Source organism: Curtobacterium sp. MCSS17_006 (assembly GCF_003234215.1).
Taxonomy (GTDB): domain Bacteria; phylum Actinomycetota; class Actinomycetes; order Actinomycetales; family Microbacteriaceae; genus Curtobacterium; species Curtobacterium flaccumfaciens.
The window spans coordinates 84,741-100,126 of the sequence record NZ_QKSO01000011.1; the positions used below are offsets into that span (position 1 = coordinate 84,741).

Genomic DNA, 15,386 nt, shown 5'->3' on the forward strand with positions numbered 1-15,386 from the left:
TCCACCACGATGCTCTCCCCGACGACCACCACCACAGGTCGGAGCAGCAACCGATGAGCGACGACGCTTCCCCCACCCAGCGCATCCCGCGCGCCGAGGTCCGGGAACGCCTGCTCGCCGCCGGAGCCGCGGTCTTCGCCGAACAGGGTGTGTACGGCGCACGGCTCGACGACGTCGCCGCACGCGCGGGGTTCAGCAAGGGTGCGGTCTACTCGAACTTCTCGTCCAAGGAAGACCTGCTCGCCCAGGTCATGCAGCGGTCCACGAACGTCGTGCTCGGCTCACTGCAGGAACTCGTGCACGCGGACATCGCCGCGGTCGACGTCGGGGACGTCCTGCGCGCCGCGTTCGGGCAGAACGACCAGAGCGAGCAGTTCGCGCTGCTCTCGGCGTTCCGCGGGTACGCGGTGCGGCACCCGGAGCTGCTGCCCGAGTTCATCCGGCAGCGCCGGATCCTGCAGGACGGGGTGCTCGAGCTGGTGCGGCTGTGGCTCGGTGCCCACCCCGAGGTCGAGGTCGGCATGACCCCGGAGGAGTTCGCGACCGTGCTCATCGGGGCGAACGTCGGCCTGGTGTTCGACGCGCCGGCGCTGCCCGGGGTCGATCCGGGCGAGCTCATCGCGACCCTGGTCGAGGCGGTCATCCGCCGGCGCTGACTCGCGGCGCCCCGCGGCGCTCGAACGGTGCGAGGTTCCGTAGTCCGTGCGAGGCCGCGCCGGTCGCACGGAGTACGGAACCTCGCACCACTCGGCGCACCCTCGCGCCCGCGTCAGGCCGTGCGACGATCCCGATGGCGGGGCTTCGGCCCGTCGTGGGACCAAGCGGACGACGGCAGCAGGCTCGGCGGCAACAGGCGCGACCGCACGACGCGCACCGTGGGGACCGAGGCGTCGAGCGCCTCCCGAGCGTCGCGGACGTGCCGCTCCAACGCCGGAGTGTCCACCGATGCGGCCCCATCGGCGGCGAAGCGCTCGCGATCGACCGCGTCGACCGCGGCCTCCAGGTGCGGCACGACCGACTCCGGCAACCCGGGACGCAGGCGACCGAGCACGGCTCGGGCGGTCCGGGCCACGGCGGCGGCGTCACCCGGCGGCGCGAGGCCCGGGGCGTACCCGTGGTCGGCGACGTCGTCGAGCAACTCCCGCCACGCCTGCACGGCGGGTGACCGACCGGCAGCGATCGCCGACAGCCTCGACCGGCGGCGAACAGCACGCACGAGGCCCGGAGCGACGAGGACCGCGAGCACGAGCAGCAGGCCCACGAGCAGCCCGGCCGGTCCTCCGCCGCCGCCGGTGCCGGACGCCCCCGTCGCACCCGGAACCGGGGACGCCGACGGGGTCGGTGAAGCTGACTCGTCCGCCGGGGTGGTCTGCTCGGGTGCCGGCAGCGGGGTCTCCGGTGCCGCCGCGGTCGGCGAGGCCGAGGGTTCCTCGGACGGAGCGGCCTCGTCGGAGTCGGGCGTCGGCTCGAAGGCGACCCACCCGGCGCCCTGGATGTACAGCTCGGGCCAGGAGTGCAGCTGCCGGTTCGACACCGCGTACTCGCCGTCGGGCTGCGGCGACCCGGCCCGGTACCCGACCGCGATGCGCGAGGGGATGCCGAGCGTCCGGGCCATCACGGCCATCGCGGACGAGAAGTGCACGCAGTACCCGTCGCGGACCTTCAGGAACGTCGAGACGACGTCCATGCTGTCGCCGTCGTAGCCCTGCTCGACGGGAGCGGTCTCGGAGTACGTGAACAGGTCGCTGCGGAACCACTGCTCGAGTGCCCGCGCCCGCCCGTAGTCGTCGGTCGCGGCTGCTGCGACGCGGGTCGCGGTGGTCGAGATGTTTGCCGGCAGGTCGTCGGGCAGGGCGAGGTCGGTGCGCAGCTGCTGGCGGCTGGGCTCCCGGAAGCCACGGCCGTCGGAGCGGGCGAGCACCCCCGAGGCGGCGACCGCGTCGAGGTAGTCGTTGGCGAACGTCGAAGCCCCGTAGACCTCGTACATCGCCCCGCGGGCAGTCGCGGCTCCGGTCGACCGGACGGTGCTCGAGTTCCCCATCCACCGCCACTGCGACAGGTCGAGGTTGGTGGACTGCGACTCGATCGACACCGCACCCGACGGGACCGGCAGGTAGGTGCTGGACAGCCCGGTGATCCGGACGGTCACGTCGCCGCGGCTCGCCAGGCGCGGGTTGACGCCCTCGGCCCACTGCTGTTCGTCGGCGGTGTCGGCCTCGGCTGCGTTCGTCACGGTCGGCACCCAGTCCCCCGTGCCGAACTCGTCGAGGTCGGCGAGCTTGAGGTACTCGGGCTGCCCGTCCGACGAGCGGTACCGGAACACCTCGAGCTCGCTCGGACGGCGCAGGTCGTTGCCGAGTTCGAGCAGGGTGCCGGGCCGTCCAGGCTGGATCGGCGACTGGATCGCACCGGTCACGCCGGACAACCAGCTGGCGTTGAGCGGCACGATCGTCGGCAGCCCGATGGCCACGACGAGCCCGATCGCCCCGACGACCGCGGCCGGCAGTGCGCGCTGCACCGGACGCACGGACAGCCAGAGCAGGGCGAGGAACGCCACCGCCGTGGCGATGACGAGCGGGGTGCCGGCGGGCTGCCCGGTGATGACACCCGGCACGATCAGGATGACGAGGGCCGGCGCAGCGGCGAGCGACGGGATCCGCGCGATGGCGGCGAGGAACAGCGAGACCGCCGCCACCCAGCCGATCGACGCGGTGACGACGAGCCGGATCGCGTCGGTCTGCGGCAGTGGTGCGGGGTTCAGGCGGATCGCCGCGAGCGTCTCCCCGAGGGCCCCGTCGGCGTCGAGCCACCCGAGCGGTTGGATGTCGTTGACCAGTGCGGCGGCGCACGAGCAGGCGATGACCGTGCCGACCAGGACGACGAAGCGGATGCCGGGCGTCTGGCGGCGCACCGCGAGCATCACGGCGACGAGCACGGCGACGACGACGACACCCGATGCCCACCAGGCGATCCCCTGCACGAGCGGCCGGATGGCGAGCGCGGCGAGGAGCACGGGCACCGGCGCGAGGGCCACGACCCAGGCGCTCGGGACGTCACGCAGGTCGTCGTCGCGATCGAGGATCTCGCGCACGTGGGCACGGCCACGCGCCGGTGCGCGCACCCCGGTCACCGTGCGGCTCCGGACGGCGTCGCGCCGACGACCGGCACCACGAGGGTCCGCCAGCCGCCGCGGTCGAGGATGCCCCGCACGGCGGGGTCCGGCGGCACGATCGTGGCCAGGATGCCGCGGCTCGAACCGCTGGTCGCGCTGACGAGTTCGGCGGCTTCGTCCGCGGTGCAGGTGCCCGTCACGACGGCGGTCATGCCGTGCACGTCGCGGCCGCGGACCTCGGGCAGGACGTCGGTGACTTCGCGGGCGTCGGAGCGGAGCCGGACGTCGGCGAGCCCGACGAGCACGTCGGTGAGCCCGCCGACGTCGCCCGCGTGCCGGGTCGCGCCTTCGGGACCGTCGAACACGAGCACGACACGGGAGGTCCGGGCGGCGAGCGCGCGGGCGACGCTGGCGGCCACCACGACGGCGTGCTCGAAGGCCTGGTCGCCGCCCAGGTCGGAGAGCTCGGCGAGGTCCTCTCGACCGAGCCGCTGGTAGGACTCGCGCCGGACGTCGAGGGCGATCACGGCCTCGGGCGGCTGGGCCTGGGTGGTCTGGCGGACGTGGAGTTCCCCGCGCCGAGCGCTCTGGGCCCAGTGCACCCGGCGGATCGGGTCGCCCGGGCGGTACGGGCGGAGTTCGCTGTCGTCGGCGGAACCACCCTGTCCGACCCGGCCCTCGTCGGCCGAGACCGCACCGGCGAGTGCCCCGGCGTCGATCGCCCCGAGGGGTGCCGAGGCCGGGACGACGACGACCTCTTCGGCCGGGACGACGGGACGGTCGATGCGGAGCAGACCGAACGGGTCCTCGACCCGGATCGTCACGGGGCCGACCAGCGAGCGGCCGCGGTGCATCGCGAGCGCCTCGACGTCGAGCACGGCCGGCGGCAGGTTCGGCCCGACCTCGGCGTAGGTCTCCGCCTCGGCCAGGCTGGCGAAGGCGTCCTCGAGTTGTTCACGCACGAGCAGCGTCGCCCGCGGGCCGATCGGCAGGCTGGTGCTGCCGAGGGTGATGCGTTCCCGGTAGACCTCGCCCACCTGGACGATCGCCCGTGCGGTGCTGCGGCTGCCGCGGAGCGGGGTGGCGACGACGAACGCCATCACGATGCCGAGCACGACCAGGACGAGCAGCAGCAGGCCGGCCGTGACGGCGACGCTCGTGGTGCCGACCAGACCGCCGCCGACCAGGCCGATGCCGACGGCGATGACCGTCCAGCCCCGGATCGTCGGGCGCGGGAACGGGGTGCGGCGTGCCAGTGACAGCCCGCGGCGGCCGAACCGTGCCGCCGTGGACCGTGCGGCACCGACGCGTCGCAGCAGCGACGGCGGTGCCGATGGACCGGCCATCAGGAGCGGACGGGGGTGGCCGTGAACGGGATGGCGGTGTCGGAGACGATGCGGACGACGATCTCGCGCACGGTGTCCTCGCCGGTGCCGCCGAGCCCACGGGCGACCGGCACGAGCCGGTGCGCGAGCACGATCGGGGCGAGCGTCGCGACGTCGTCGGGGGTGACGAACGGGCGGCCGAGCAGAGCTGCGTGCGCACGGGCCGCCTGCGCCAGGTGCAGCGTCGCGCGGGGGCTCGCACCGAGCACGAGGTCGGGGTGGGTGCGCGTCGACCGGACGATCGCGATGATGTACGCCTCGACGTCGGGGGCGATGTGCACCCCGGCGACGGTCTCGATGATCGCCCGCAGCGTGGTGACGTCGACGATCGGCCGCAGGCGCGACAGCGGGTCGCTGCCGCCGCGGTTCGCGAGCATCTGCCGTTCGGCGTCGACGCTCGGGTAGCCCATCGCGATGCGGGCCATGAAGCGGTCCCGCTGCGCCTCGGGCAGCGGGTACGTGCCCTCCATGTCGATCGGGTTCTGCGTCGCGACGATCATGAACGGCCGGTCGAGCGGACGCGTCACACCGTCGACGGTGACCTGCGACTCCGCCATCGCCTCGAGCAGGGCCGACTGGGTCTTCGGGCTGGTGCGGTTGATCTCGTCGCCGATGACCACGTTCGCGAACACCGGGCCGGGCGAGAACCGGAAGGTGCCCGACGACTGGTCGAAGATGTTCACGCCCGTGACGTCGGACGGCAGCATGTCCGAGGTGAACTGGATGCGGTTCACGGACCCGCCGACCGAGGCGCCGAGCGCCTTGGCGAGCACGGTCTTGCCGACGCCGGGGACGTCCTCGACGAGCAGGTGCCCCTCGGCGAGCATCACCGTCAGGGCCGTGCGGATGGCTTCCGCCTTGCCGTCGATCACCGTCGCGACGGAGGCCACGATGTCGTCGCCCACCGCCCGCACGTGTTCGAGCGGGAAGGCGGGGTGGGTCGGCTCCGGCACGCAGGGCTCCATCGTCGGGGACAGGTGTCGTGCATGCTACATCGGGCCGGTGACAGCACCCGGTACGGGTGCACGGACTGGTCGTTCCGCGCACCGGTGGCCGATCCGCGTGTGGTGGGGCCGGGAGGCACGGCCCGCCACACGCCGATCCGTCACCCGGTGCGCGGAACGGTTCACGGGCCTCCAGGCAGTGTCCGGGTCGGCTGACGGACCGTCAGGACCGGGGCGCCAGCGCCGCGTCCGCGGCGCGCAGCACGCGTGCGGCGACCGCGACTCCTTTCTCGCGCCCGAGCTCGGTGTCCTCGTGCTCGATGTTCACCCACATGTCCGGATCGATCGCACGCAGGGCCTCGAGGAACGTCGTCCAGTACGCCTCGTCGTGGCCCTTGCCGAGCGCGACGAAGTCCCACGCCGACGGTTTCGGCCACTCGTTCGCCCACTCGTCGCCGCCGAGGTTCGTTCGTGATTCGTCCGGCGACAACCGGCGGAACGAGTTGTCGAGCACCCCGTTGATCGCGGCGTGCGGGTTGATCCGGACGTCCTTCGCGGCGGCGTGGAACACGAGCGGGCCGAGGTCGTGGGCGACCGCCACCGGGTCCATCTGCTGCCAGAACAGGTGCGAGGCGTCGAGCTCGACCCCCACGTTGGTCAGCCCGCCGCGCTCGACGAGCTCCCGGATCGACGCCGGGTTGAACACGAGGTTCTGCGGGTGCAGCTCGAGTGCGACCTTGACGCCGTGCTCCCGGGCCAGGGCGTCGATCTCCTGCCAGAACGGCACCGCGACGCTCCACTGGTGCTCGAGGACGTCGAGCGCGGCCGAGTTCCAGGCGTTCACGATCCAGTTCGGCCGCGTCCCGCCCGGCTCCCCCGCCGGCAGTCCGGACATCGTGACGACGCGGTCCTGCCCGAGGCGGGCCGCCAGGCGGATGCTCCGCCGGACGTCCTCGGCGTGCGCGGGGCCGATCGCCGGGTCGGGGTGCAGCGGGTTGCCGTTGCAGTTGAGCCCGGCGATCTCGACGCCGGTCCCCACGAACTGCGCGAGGAACGCGTCACGCGCGCCGTCGTCCCGCAGGATCGCGTCGATGTCGGGCACGTGCACCGGGGGCAGGAACCCGCCGGTGTTCAGCTCGATGCCGGTGAGGCCGTTGGCCGCGATGACGCGGAGTGCGTCGGCGAGGGGCCGGTCGTGCAGGATCGCGTTGTAGAGACCGAGCTTCATGCCGTCACTGCTTCCTTGATCATCTCGGTGGCTCCCCCGGCCGCGGCGGACCGTGCCACCGCGTCGAGGACCTCCATGTTGTGCACGCCGTCGTCGAACGTGGCGTTCGCGGGCAGGGCGTCGGGCACGGCGCCGGTCAGCCCGGCGATCTCGTCGAGGAACGCCCGCGCCTGGTACTCGAACATCTGGTTCTGCCCCCAGCCGACGCCCGGGGCGTCCATCGCCATGCCACCCGCCACGTAGGGGTGGTCCGGGCCGAGCACGACCTGGCGGTACCCGCCCGTGCGCGAGCCGTCGGACCGCAGCGCGAGGCCGATCTCGGAGGCGCGCTCCTGATCCCAGCGGGCGGCGCCGCGCTCGCAGAACACCTCGATGACGAGGCCGTTCGGGTGCCCGGCCGCGACGCGGGAGGCCTCGAGCGACCCGACGACCGTGCCGTCACCGAACCGTGCGCTGAACGTGGCGTAGTCGTCGTTGCCGACGGCCGCGGTCTCACCGGTGAGCGGGACAGCCTGCCCCCGCAGGGCGTGTCCGGCGGCGACGGGTCGCTCGGTGATCGACGTGGTGAACGTCCCACCGCTGACGCTCCGGACCGGGCCGGCCAGGAACTCGGCGACGTAGGACAGGTGCGAGCCGACGTCGGCGAGCGCGCCGGACCCCGGCTCCCCCGCGAAGCGCCACGAGAACGGGACGTCGGGCGAGGCGCCGTAGTCGGTCCAGTACCGGCCGGAGACGTGCAGGACCCGGCCGAGCGTGCCGTCCTCGACGAGCTCCCTGATGGCAGCGAGCCCGGGAGCCCGGCGGTACGTGAAGCCGATGCGCCCGAGGACTCCGCGCCGCTCGGCCTCGGCAGCGGCGGACGCCATCGCGCGGGCGTCGTCGAGCGAGTCGGACAGCGGCTTCTCGCAGAGCACGTGCTTGCCGGCGGCGAGCAGCCCCTCGACGATCTCGCGGTGCAGGGTGTTCGCGACGACGACGCTCACCACGTCGATGTCGTCCGCTGCCGCGATGGCCCGCCAGTCGGTGTCGTGCCGCTCGTAGCCGAAGCGCCGTGCGGCCTCGGCGGCGAGGGGCTCGTAGACGTCGCCGACCGAGACGAGCCGGACCGGCGGCAGCGTCGAGGTGAAGAGGGAGGGTGCGTTCCGCCACGCAGCCATGTGGGCCTTGCCCGCCATGCCCGCGCCGATGACGGCGACGCCGATGCTGTCGCTCATGTTCTCTCCTTCGAGAAGGTCGCTGGATCCCGATTCTGGAACGTTCCAGAACGTGTCGGTAGACTGTAGCCGCACCAGCCCATGTCCTGTCAAGCACCGTGCCGGAAAGGCCCAGCGTGACCCCTCGCCCGCCGACGATCATCGACGTCGCCGCACGCGCAGGCGTCTCGAAGTCCCTGGTGTCGATGGTGCTGCGCGACGATCCCGGGGTCTCCCCCGCCCGCCGCTCCGCGGTGCTCGCCGCCGTCGCGGAGCTCGGCTACCGCCCGAACCGCGCCGCCGCCATCCTCGCCGGCACCCGGACCCGCACCATCGGGGTCATCGTCGACGACTTCCGGAACCCCTGGTACGTCCCGATGCTCGACGGCATCCGCGAGGCCCTCGCCCCGCACGGCCTCCGCCTCACCCTCGCCGACACCCGCGCCAACGCCCACCTCGACTCATCCCCGTTCGACGACCTGGTCTCCCTGCGGGTCGACGGCGTGGTGCTCGCCGCCGAGGGCTTCCCCGACGTCGTCGTCCCCGCCGACACCCCGGTCGTGGTCGCCGGCGCACGCGAGGACGTCCCCGGCGGACTCGACGTGGTCGCCTCCGACGAAGCCGCCGGCGGACGGTTGGCAGCGGATCACCTGATCGACCTGGGTCACCGCCGCATCGCCCACGTCACCGGCTCGGGAGGCCCGGCTGCGCTCCGCCGCGACGCCACCGTCGCGCAGCTGGTCGCGTCCGGCATCGAGCCGCTGGTCTACGGCTCCGGCCCGACCTCGGAGACGACCGGCTACGAGGGCATGCAGCTCGCCCTGCGGGAGCACCCCGACCTGACCGCGGTGTTCGCCGCGAACGACGTCATGGCGATGGGCGCGATCGCCGCCGTGCAGGAAGCCGGACTCCGCGTACCGCAGGACGTCTCGGTGATCGGCAACGACGAGACCCCGCTCGCCGCCTCCCCCTTGCTGCGCCTGACGACGGTCGACCCGCACAACGACGAGGTCGGGCGCCTGGCGGCTGCGCGGTTAGTCGAGCGGATCGGCGCGGCTGCGGGGACCGCGGCGGATCCCATCCGGACACTCGTGCCGCCGACGCTCGTCGTGCGGTCGACGACGGGGCCGCCGCGCGCCTGAGTGGTGACCACCCCGGGGCCGACGCCGGCGGGGCGGAGGTGCGCCGGGCCTCCAGGCCGGGTGCGAGGTGTCCCGAGGTCAGACGCGCGCGCCCTCGAGTCGCTCGACGGACTCGGCCAGGTCGGCGAGCTCGGGGACGTCGTGCGCCTCGGCGAGGGCTCCCTCGAGCGCCTCGGCGTGGATCGGTGTCGCACGCTCGAGCAGGACCTGCCCGGCGTGCGTGAGCTCCGTGTAGAGCCCGCGACGGTCGTCGGCGCACAGGACACGGGTCAGCAGGGCACGCTCCTCGAGCCGGTTCACCAGTCGGGTGGTCGCACTCGGGCTGAGGGCGGCCGCGCGGGCGAGCTGCTGCATGCGCATGTGGAAGCCGTCCTGGCGGCGCAGGGCATCGAGCACCGTGAACTCCACGACGGACAGGTCCACCTGCCGGAGGGCCCGCTCCAGGCGCGTCTCGATCAGGCCGTGCAGCGCTGCCAGGGTGCGCCAGCCGTGGGCACGGACGGCGGTGGAGGTGTCGTCGACGGACATCGGGGCTCCTTCGGTCGGTGCAGACGGCGACAGTTGCTTGCGCGGATACCCCGCGTGTGCAACTATCGATATCCCGCGTCTGCAACAACCAGCGTACGCGGCACAGCTGCACGACGGAAGGACATCCATGCCCGCGGGACTCATCGCCCTCGCACTCGGCGGTTTCGGCATCGGCCTGACCGAGTTCGTCATCACCGGCCTGCTGCCCGAGGTGGCGGCCGACTACGGCGTCACCGAGACCACCGCCGGCTGGCTCGTCACCGGATACGCCCTGGCGGTCATCGCCGGGGCCCTCGGGCTCACCGCCGCGACCACGCGACTCCCCCGCAAGCCCGTCCTGCTCGGGCTGCTCGTGCTGTTCATCGTCGGCAACACCCTGTCCGCGATCGCCCCGACCTACGGCGTGATGATGACCGGCCGCGTCATCGCCGCCCTGTGCCACGGAGCATTCTTCGGCATCGGCTCGGTCGTCGCCGCGAACATGGTCGAGCGGTCCAAGCGCGCCTCGGCCGTCGCCCTGATGTTCACCGGGCTCACCGCGTCGAACGTGCTCGGCGTGCCGTTCGGCACCTTCCTCGGCCAGGCCGCCGGCTGGCGAGCAACGTTCTGGGCGATCGCGGCCATCGGCATCGTCGCCCTGATCGGCGTGCTCGTCCTCGTCCCCGCGGTCCGCTCCACCGAGGTCCCGTCGCTCTCCCGCGAGCTCGGCGCCTTCCGGTCCGGTCAGGTCTGGCTGTCACTCGGCATGACCGTGCTCGGCTACGGCGGGATGTTCGGCGCATTCACCTACATCGCGTACACGCTGACCTCGGTGTCCGGGTTCCCGTCGTCGGCGGTGCCGTGGCTGCTCATCGTGTTCGGCATCGGACTGTTCGTCGGCAACTTCGCCGGCGGCAAGCTCGCGGCCCGCTCGATCGACCGCACGTTGCTCGTGGTGCTCGTCGTGCTGACCGTGGTGCTCGCGGCATTCGCCCTCGTCGCGACCTCGCCGGTGCTCACCGTGATCGCCCTCGTGCTGATGGGGGCGTTCGGGTTCGCGACCGTCCCGGCTCTGCAGACGCGGGTGATGCAGTACGCCGACCACGCACCGACCCTGGCGAGCGGGGCGAACATCGCCGCGTTCAACCTCGGCAACGCGCTCGGGGCCTGGATCGGCGGCCTGACCATCGCCGCCGGCCTCGGGTACACGTCGCCGATCTGGGCGGGGTCGGGGATCACCCTGGCGGCCGTGGTGCTGACGCTCGTGGCCATGGGCGCCGTCCGTCGTGGTCGCTCGGGCGTGGGGACCACGACGACGGGGAGCATCGCGACGGTCTGACGCGGGCGCTTCGGGCCCGAGAACGACGAAACCCCGGTCCGATCGGACCGGGGTTCATCGTCGCGCGGAGACGGAGGGATTTGAACCCTCGGTCCCCTCAAAGGGGACTCCACCTTAGCAGGGTGGTGCACTCGGCCGGACTATGCGACGTCTCCAAGCACTCTCGCGAGCGCTGCGACCACCATACAGGAGGACCGCGCCACTCTCGACCCGACGCACACCCGCGCGTGGCACGACGCGTCGCACTCGGTCCCCCGAAGTGGGGACACATTGGGGTTGTCGGGGCGTACCCCACTGCATAGCATCATCGGGACGCGGCAATCACGTTCCGGGGCTCGTCCCCGTCGTCGCGACACAGCACCCGACGTCGTTCCCCGTGCGGGCCCGGCGCGCCCGATCGCGTGGCGCCCGGCGGGGAGCGACTTCCCCTGGGGGCGCGGCCCACCACCGCGCCCCCGTTTCTGTGTTCCGGGGCGGGGCGGGTGCACTGCTGACGTCCCGGCGCACGCACGCACGCGCGGCAACGGTTGGGCCCACGAAAGCGACACTGCGCCGCCGAGCTCGGCCGTCACTGGCGCCAGGGCGACAGAGTGCCGCGAAGGTTCGGCGGCAGACTGTCGCTTTCGCGGAAGGGGGCAGGCGGCAGGGGCGGGAGGCGCCAAGCAAGCGACCGCCCGCCCGCGCCTCAGTACCCGAACGCCTTGGAGCAGGTCTGCTGGTCGGCGGACTGGCCCTCGAGCCCGTCGATGGTCTCGGGCGTCGCCGAGGGGGTGCGCGGCGCAGCAGACGAAGGCGCTGCCGGTGTCGCGGGGGTCGCGGGCTCCGGCGCAGCGGCCGGCGACGACGGTGCAGCGGTCGGCTGCGTCGGACTGGTCTGCGTCGGGTTCGTCTCCGACCCGATGCCCGTGCTGTCCGCCCCGAGGGAGAACGACTGATCGGCCTTGATCTTCGCGAACAGCCGGTCGGCCAGGTACGTCGTCGGCTCGACCTTGCCCTCGTAGACACCGGTGCCGCCCGTGGTGCCCGGGTACTGCACGAAGTTCACCTGCGCCAACGGCAGGTCGCGCAGCGCCAGGCCCATCTGCACCATCGTCCCGATGTCGTTCAGGCTCTGGGAGAGCTGCATGTTGGACGCCGCGGCCCGGGCCAGCTTGTACAGGCGGGCCGGCGAACCGAGGGTGTCGTTCGACTTCACGGTGCGGAGCAGCGAGGACAGGAACACCTGCTGGCTCGAGATCCGGCCGAGGTCGGATCCGTCGCCGACCCCGTGCCGGGTGCGCAGGAACGCCAGGGCCTCGTCGCCCTGCAGGGTCGAGGTGCCGGCCGGCAGGTTCAGCCCGGTGTACGAGTCGGTGATCGGCTGGGCGACGCAGACCGGCACGCCGCCGATCGCGTTCGACATCTCGATGACGCCCTTGAACGACACCGCGGCCGAGTACTGGATGTCGAGCCCGGTCAACCCGGCGACGGTCTGGGTGACGCAGTTCAGGCCGCCCTCGCCGAACGAGGTGTTGATCGGCTGCGCCGCCATCGCCGGAGCCGTGCCCGTGCCGTCGGTCTTCTTGCAGGCCGGGATCGGCGTGACGAGGTCGCGCGGGATGCTCACCGCGGTCGCGTTGGTGTGGTCGGCCGAGACGTGCAGCAGGATGTTGACGTCGTTGAGGGTCGCATCGCGCTCCCCGAAGGCTGCGCTCTGCTCGGGGTCGTTGTCGGTGCCGACCACGAGCATGTTGAACCCGCCCTTGAAGGCGCTGATCGGCTTCGCGCCGCCCTTCGCCTGCGGTGCGGGCTGGCCCTGGATCTCGACGCCGTCACCGAGGTCGTCCGTGACCTGCTTCGCCGCGATCGCCGTGACCGAGACCGAACTCACCAGGGCCACTGCGACGACGGCGGAGACCGTCTTGGCAGCGGTCGCGAAGGGGCTCGAGCGCCGCAGACGTCCGTGCCGTGCGATCCCGGACGCTCGGTTCAAGCGGTGGGATCGATCGCGGACGTCGTTCACGGGCACTCCTGTCGTCGGTGGACACGCCGGGGACGGCAACCGGTCAAGGCTGCCACGACGTTGCCTGACGATCCAGTGCGAGGGACACCGGTGACACTCGCTGCTCAGTGCCGCGACCTGCGGATCCACGGCGGTCGGCGCGGACCTGAGCGGATCCGCAGCCGAGGTCGGTTCAGGCGGACACGACCACCCGGAAGCGGTCGGGCAGGGCGATCAGGGCGGACGACAGGTCGAGGAGCGCCGCGGCACAGTCGTCGAGGGCGTCTCGCTCAGCAGCAGCCACGGCCCGCTCGACGATCTCGACCCGTCGTCGCCGGTCGACCACGGCATCGATCCCGTTCGCCAGGGCGACGTCGTCGGTGAAGAACATGTCGAGCACGATGCGCTGCGACAGCAACCAGTCGCCACTGACCGACGACCCGCGGCGCCGCAGGTACCAGGCGCCGAGTTCGACGAAGGCACCGGCCTCGGTCCAGCACTCCCGCAGCCACACCTTGTCGAACCGGTCGTGGTACCCGACGGAGTTCGACGGCGGATCGACGAGCAGAGCCTGGGCGATCCGCAGTCGCTCGATCATCTGGTCGACCGACCACTGCGAGATCACGACACCGACGTAGCGCTGCACGCTGGCCAGCTGCAGGGACTCGAGGGTCACGAGGGCTTCGCGCACCGGTGTGCGCGACACCCGCATGTCCGATGCCAGGGTGTCGAGCCGCAGCCGCTGTCCGCGGCGGTACTCCCCCCGCAGGACGTTGTCGAGCAGTCGCAGGAACACTGCGTCGCGCAGCAGGCTGCGACGCAGGCCGTGGGGATCGAGGCCGCCGGCACCGGCTCGGATGGGGGTGTGCTCCATCAGCCCAGGCTCACGCACGGACGGCACCCCCGAGGCGAGGGCGGTCGCTGCCGTGGATCGTGGTCGCCGGTGTCGCGCTGTGGAGGAGTGCCATGCAGGCACAGTGACAGCGCTGCGACGGCGGCGCTAAACACTCTGAATACAGAATGTCAGGCCGCCGCCGCAGGGCTCACCGCCGGTCGGACTTCGCGTCCCCGGTGAGCACCGAGAGCGGTTGGGTGACGTCCTCGAGCCCCTTCCGCGCGGCGTCGACCCCGAATATCAGGGCCACCACGCCGCCGCCGATCATCACCGCGGATCCGAGCAAGTACCCCCAGAACAGCGGCTCCCGCGACGAGCCGTCGCCGATGAAGGCACCGTAGATGGCCGGTGCGACCGCACCGAAGATCTGCGCCAGGGCGAAGAAGTACGAGATCGCCTGCGACCGCAGCTCGAGCGGGAAGATCTCGCTGACGGTCAGGTAGGCGCTCGACGCCCCGGCCGAGGCGAAGAAGAACGAGACGCACCAGAACGCGACCTGCACCGTCGCCGAGATCGCGTCGGCCCGGAACAGGAACGCCGACGTGGCGAGCACGAGCCCGGACACCAGGTACGTGAGGAAGATCATCTGCCGACGACCCCAGGTGTCGAAGAAGCGCCCCAGGATGATCGGGCCGAGCAGGTTGCCGATCGCGAACGGGAAGAAGTAGACCGCCGTCTCCGCCGTCTTCAGGCCGAAGAAGTTCGTGAGCACCAGGGCGTAGGTGAAGAAGATCGCGTTGTACAGGAACGCCTGCGTGATCATCATCGTCGCGCCGACGAGCGTTCGGGTCGGGTACTGCTTCAGCAGCACGCGCGCGATGGCCAGGAACCCGACACGGTCGGTCGGCGTGACGGTCATCGCCTTCGACTGGTCGACCTCCGGCAGGGGCTTGCCGGTCGCCTTCTCCACCGACGCCTCGATGCGGGAGACGGTGGCCTCGGCCTCTTCCTCGCGCCCGTGCGTCATCAGCCACCGCGGACTCTCCGGGATGTGGCGTCGCAGGAAGATGATCGCGATGCCGAGCACCGGGCCGAGGAAGAACCCGATGCGCCAGCCGATGTTCTCGGCGAAGTAGGACGTGTCGAGCAGGTAGATGTTCGCGAACGCGCCGAGCGCGGCACCGCCCCAGTACGTGCCGTTGATGGCGATGTCGACGTGCCCGCGGTACTTCGCCGGGATGAGCTCGTCGATCGCCGAGTTGATCGCCGCGTACTCGCCGCCGATGCCCAGCCCCGCGACGAACCGGAAGGCCGCCAGGAACCAGAAGTCCTGCGCGAGGCCCGCGATGCCCGAACCGATCAGGTAGATCGCGAGCGTCAGGATGAACAGCTTGCGCCGACCCAGCCGGTCGGACATGCGCCCGAACACCAGGGCACCGACGACCTGGCCGACCAGGTAGATCGTGCCGAGGGACGTCACCTGCTGCGTCGACAGGTTCAGGTCCGCCTGGAAACCCGCGTTCGAGACGATCTGGATCTCGAGACCGTCGAGGATCCAGGACACGCCGAGTCCGACGACGACGCTCCAGTGGAACCGGGTCCACGGCAAGCGGTCCATCCTGGCGGGCACCAGGCTCTTGATGGTTGCGTTCGCGCTGCTCACGAGATGGGACCGTACGCCGAGATCGCCGATGTGGTTCAGATGCGGAACGAGCAACCG

12 protein-coding genes and 1 tRNA gene are annotated in these 15,386 nt (G+C 71.9%); 3 read left to right on the top strand and 10 right to left on the bottom strand.

The window, feature by feature from the left end; genetic code table 11:
* Positions 1-53 precede the first annotated feature (53 nt).
* On the top strand, positions 54-656 hold the full coding sequence (locus DEJ21_RS11915) for a TetR/AcrR family transcriptional regulator (RefSeq protein WP_111095761.1): 603 nt from the start codon (positions 54-56) through the stop codon (positions 654-656).
* Positions 657-769: 113 nt separating this feature from the next.
* Here DEJ21_RS11915 and DEJ21_RS11920 read toward each other — a convergent pair whose 3' ends face one another.
* The 5 genes from DEJ21_RS11920 to DEJ21_RS11940 all read right to left on the bottom strand — a co-directional run bounded on the left by DEJ21_RS11920 (position 770) and on the right by DEJ21_RS11940 (position 7,883).
* A complete protein-coding gene (locus DEJ21_RS11920) occupies positions 770-3,121 on the bottom strand; it encodes a DUF3488 and transglutaminase-like domain-containing protein (protein WP_146247761.1) in 2,352 nt (783 codons plus the stop codon).
* Between the two features lie 5 nt (positions 3,122-3,126).
* Positions 3,127-4,458 (bottom strand): DUF58 domain-containing protein, encoded by a 1,332-nt coding sequence (locus DEJ21_RS11925; protein WP_111224705.1) that lies wholly within the window; start codon positions 4,456-4,458, stop codon positions 3,127-3,129.
* On the bottom strand, positions 4,458-5,462 hold the full coding sequence (locus tag DEJ21_RS11930; RefSeq protein WP_071406487.1) for a MoxR family ATPase: 1,005 nt from the start codon (positions 5,460-5,462) through the stop codon (positions 4,458-4,460). Before DEJ21_RS11930 ends, DEJ21_RS11925 begins: the two co-directional genes overlap by 1 nt.
* A 202-nt stretch (positions 5,463-5,664) precedes the next feature.
* On the bottom strand, positions 5,665-6,669 hold the full coding sequence (locus tag DEJ21_RS11935; RefSeq protein ID WP_111224706.1) for a sugar phosphate isomerase/epimerase: 1,005 nt from the start codon (positions 6,667-6,669) through the stop codon (positions 5,665-5,667).
* Complete coding sequence (locus DEJ21_RS11940; RefSeq protein WP_111224707.1) at positions 6,666-7,883, bottom strand: Gfo/Idh/MocA family protein; 1,218 nt, start codon at positions 7,881-7,883, stop codon at positions 6,666-6,668. The genes DEJ21_RS11935 and DEJ21_RS11940 overlap by 4 nt, the downstream gene beginning before the upstream one ends.
* A 116-nt stretch (positions 7,884-7,999) precedes the next feature.
* On the opposite strand from DEJ21_RS11940, the gene DEJ21_RS11945 reads away from it, so the two are divergent.
* The gene (locus DEJ21_RS11945) at positions 8,000-9,004 is read left to right on the top strand and encodes a LacI family DNA-binding transcriptional regulator (RefSeq protein WP_111224708.1); all 1,005 of its coding nucleotides are present in this window, start codon (positions 8,000-8,002) and stop codon (positions 9,002-9,004) included.
* A gap of 78 nt (positions 9,005-9,082) precedes the next feature.
* On the opposite strand, the gene DEJ21_RS11950 is transcribed toward DEJ21_RS11945, so the two are convergent.
* Positions 9,083-9,532: a MarR family winged helix-turn-helix transcriptional regulator gene (locus tag DEJ21_RS11950; protein ID WP_111224709.1), complete on the bottom strand. Its 450-nt coding sequence runs from the start codon at positions 9,530-9,532 to the stop codon at positions 9,083-9,085.
* Between the two features lie 127 nt (positions 9,533-9,659).
* Between DEJ21_RS11950 and DEJ21_RS11955 the strand changes: the two genes are divergently transcribed.
* Complete coding sequence (locus DEJ21_RS11955) at positions 9,660-10,850, top strand: MFS transporter (RefSeq protein WP_111224710.1); 1,191 nt, start codon at positions 9,660-9,662, stop codon at positions 10,848-10,850.
* A 65-nt stretch (positions 10,851-10,915) separates the two neighbouring features.
* Here the strand turns inward: DEJ21_RS11955 and DEJ21_RS11960 are convergent.
* From DEJ21_RS11960 to DEJ21_RS11975, 4 genes are all read right to left on the bottom strand, one after another.
* Positions 10,916-11,005, bottom strand: a tRNA-Ser gene (locus tag DEJ21_RS11960).
* 530 nt (positions 11,006-11,535) lie between these two features.
* Entirely contained in the window at positions 11,536-12,822 is a 1,287-nt protein-coding gene (locus tag DEJ21_RS11965) for an LCP family protein (protein ID WP_258375031.1), read from the bottom strand.
* Positions 12,823-13,024: 202 nt separating this feature from the next.
* Positions 13,025-13,705, bottom strand: coding sequence for a GntR family transcriptional regulator (locus tag DEJ21_RS11970; protein WP_111029874.1), 681 nt, complete (start codon positions 13,703-13,705; stop codon positions 13,025-13,027).
* Between the two features lie 169 nt (positions 13,706-13,874).
* On the bottom strand, positions 13,875-15,329 hold the full coding sequence (locus DEJ21_RS11975; RefSeq protein WP_372444921.1) for an MFS transporter: 1,455 nt from the start codon (positions 15,327-15,329) through the stop codon (positions 13,875-13,877).
* Positions 15,330-15,386: the final 57 nt, after the last annotated feature.

Coding starts and splice junctions, on each gene's coding strand:
- DEJ21_RS11930 (WP_071406487.1), bottom strand. CDS start 5,462: ATGGAGCCCTGCGTGCCGGAGCCGACCCACCCCGCCTTCCCGCTCGAA.
- DEJ21_RS11940 (WP_111224707.1), bottom strand. CDS start 7,883: ATGAGCGACAGCATCGGCGTCGCCGTCATCGGCGCGGGCATGGCGGGC.
- DEJ21_RS11935 (WP_111224706.1), bottom strand. CDS start 6,669: ATGAAGCTCGGTCTCTACAACGCGATCCTGCACGACCGGCCCCTCGCC.
- DEJ21_RS11955 (WP_111224710.1), top strand. CDS start 9,660: ATGCCCGCGGGACTCATCGCCCTCGCACTCGGCGGTTTCGGCATCGGC.
- DEJ21_RS11925 (WP_111224705.1), bottom strand. CDS start 4,458: ATGGCCGGTCCATCGGCACCGCCGTCGCTGCTGCGACGCGTCGGTGCC.
- DEJ21_RS11970 (WP_111029874.1), bottom strand. CDS start 13,705: ATGGAGCACACCCCCATCCGAGCCGGTGCCGGCGGCCTCGATCCCCAC.
- DEJ21_RS11915 (WP_111095761.1), top strand. CDS start 54: ATGAGCGACGACGCTTCCCCCACCCAGCGCATCCCGCGCGCCGAGGTC.
- DEJ21_RS11950 (WP_111224709.1), bottom strand. CDS start 9,532: ATGTCCGTCGACGACACCTCCACCGCCGTCCGTGCCCACGGCTGGCGC.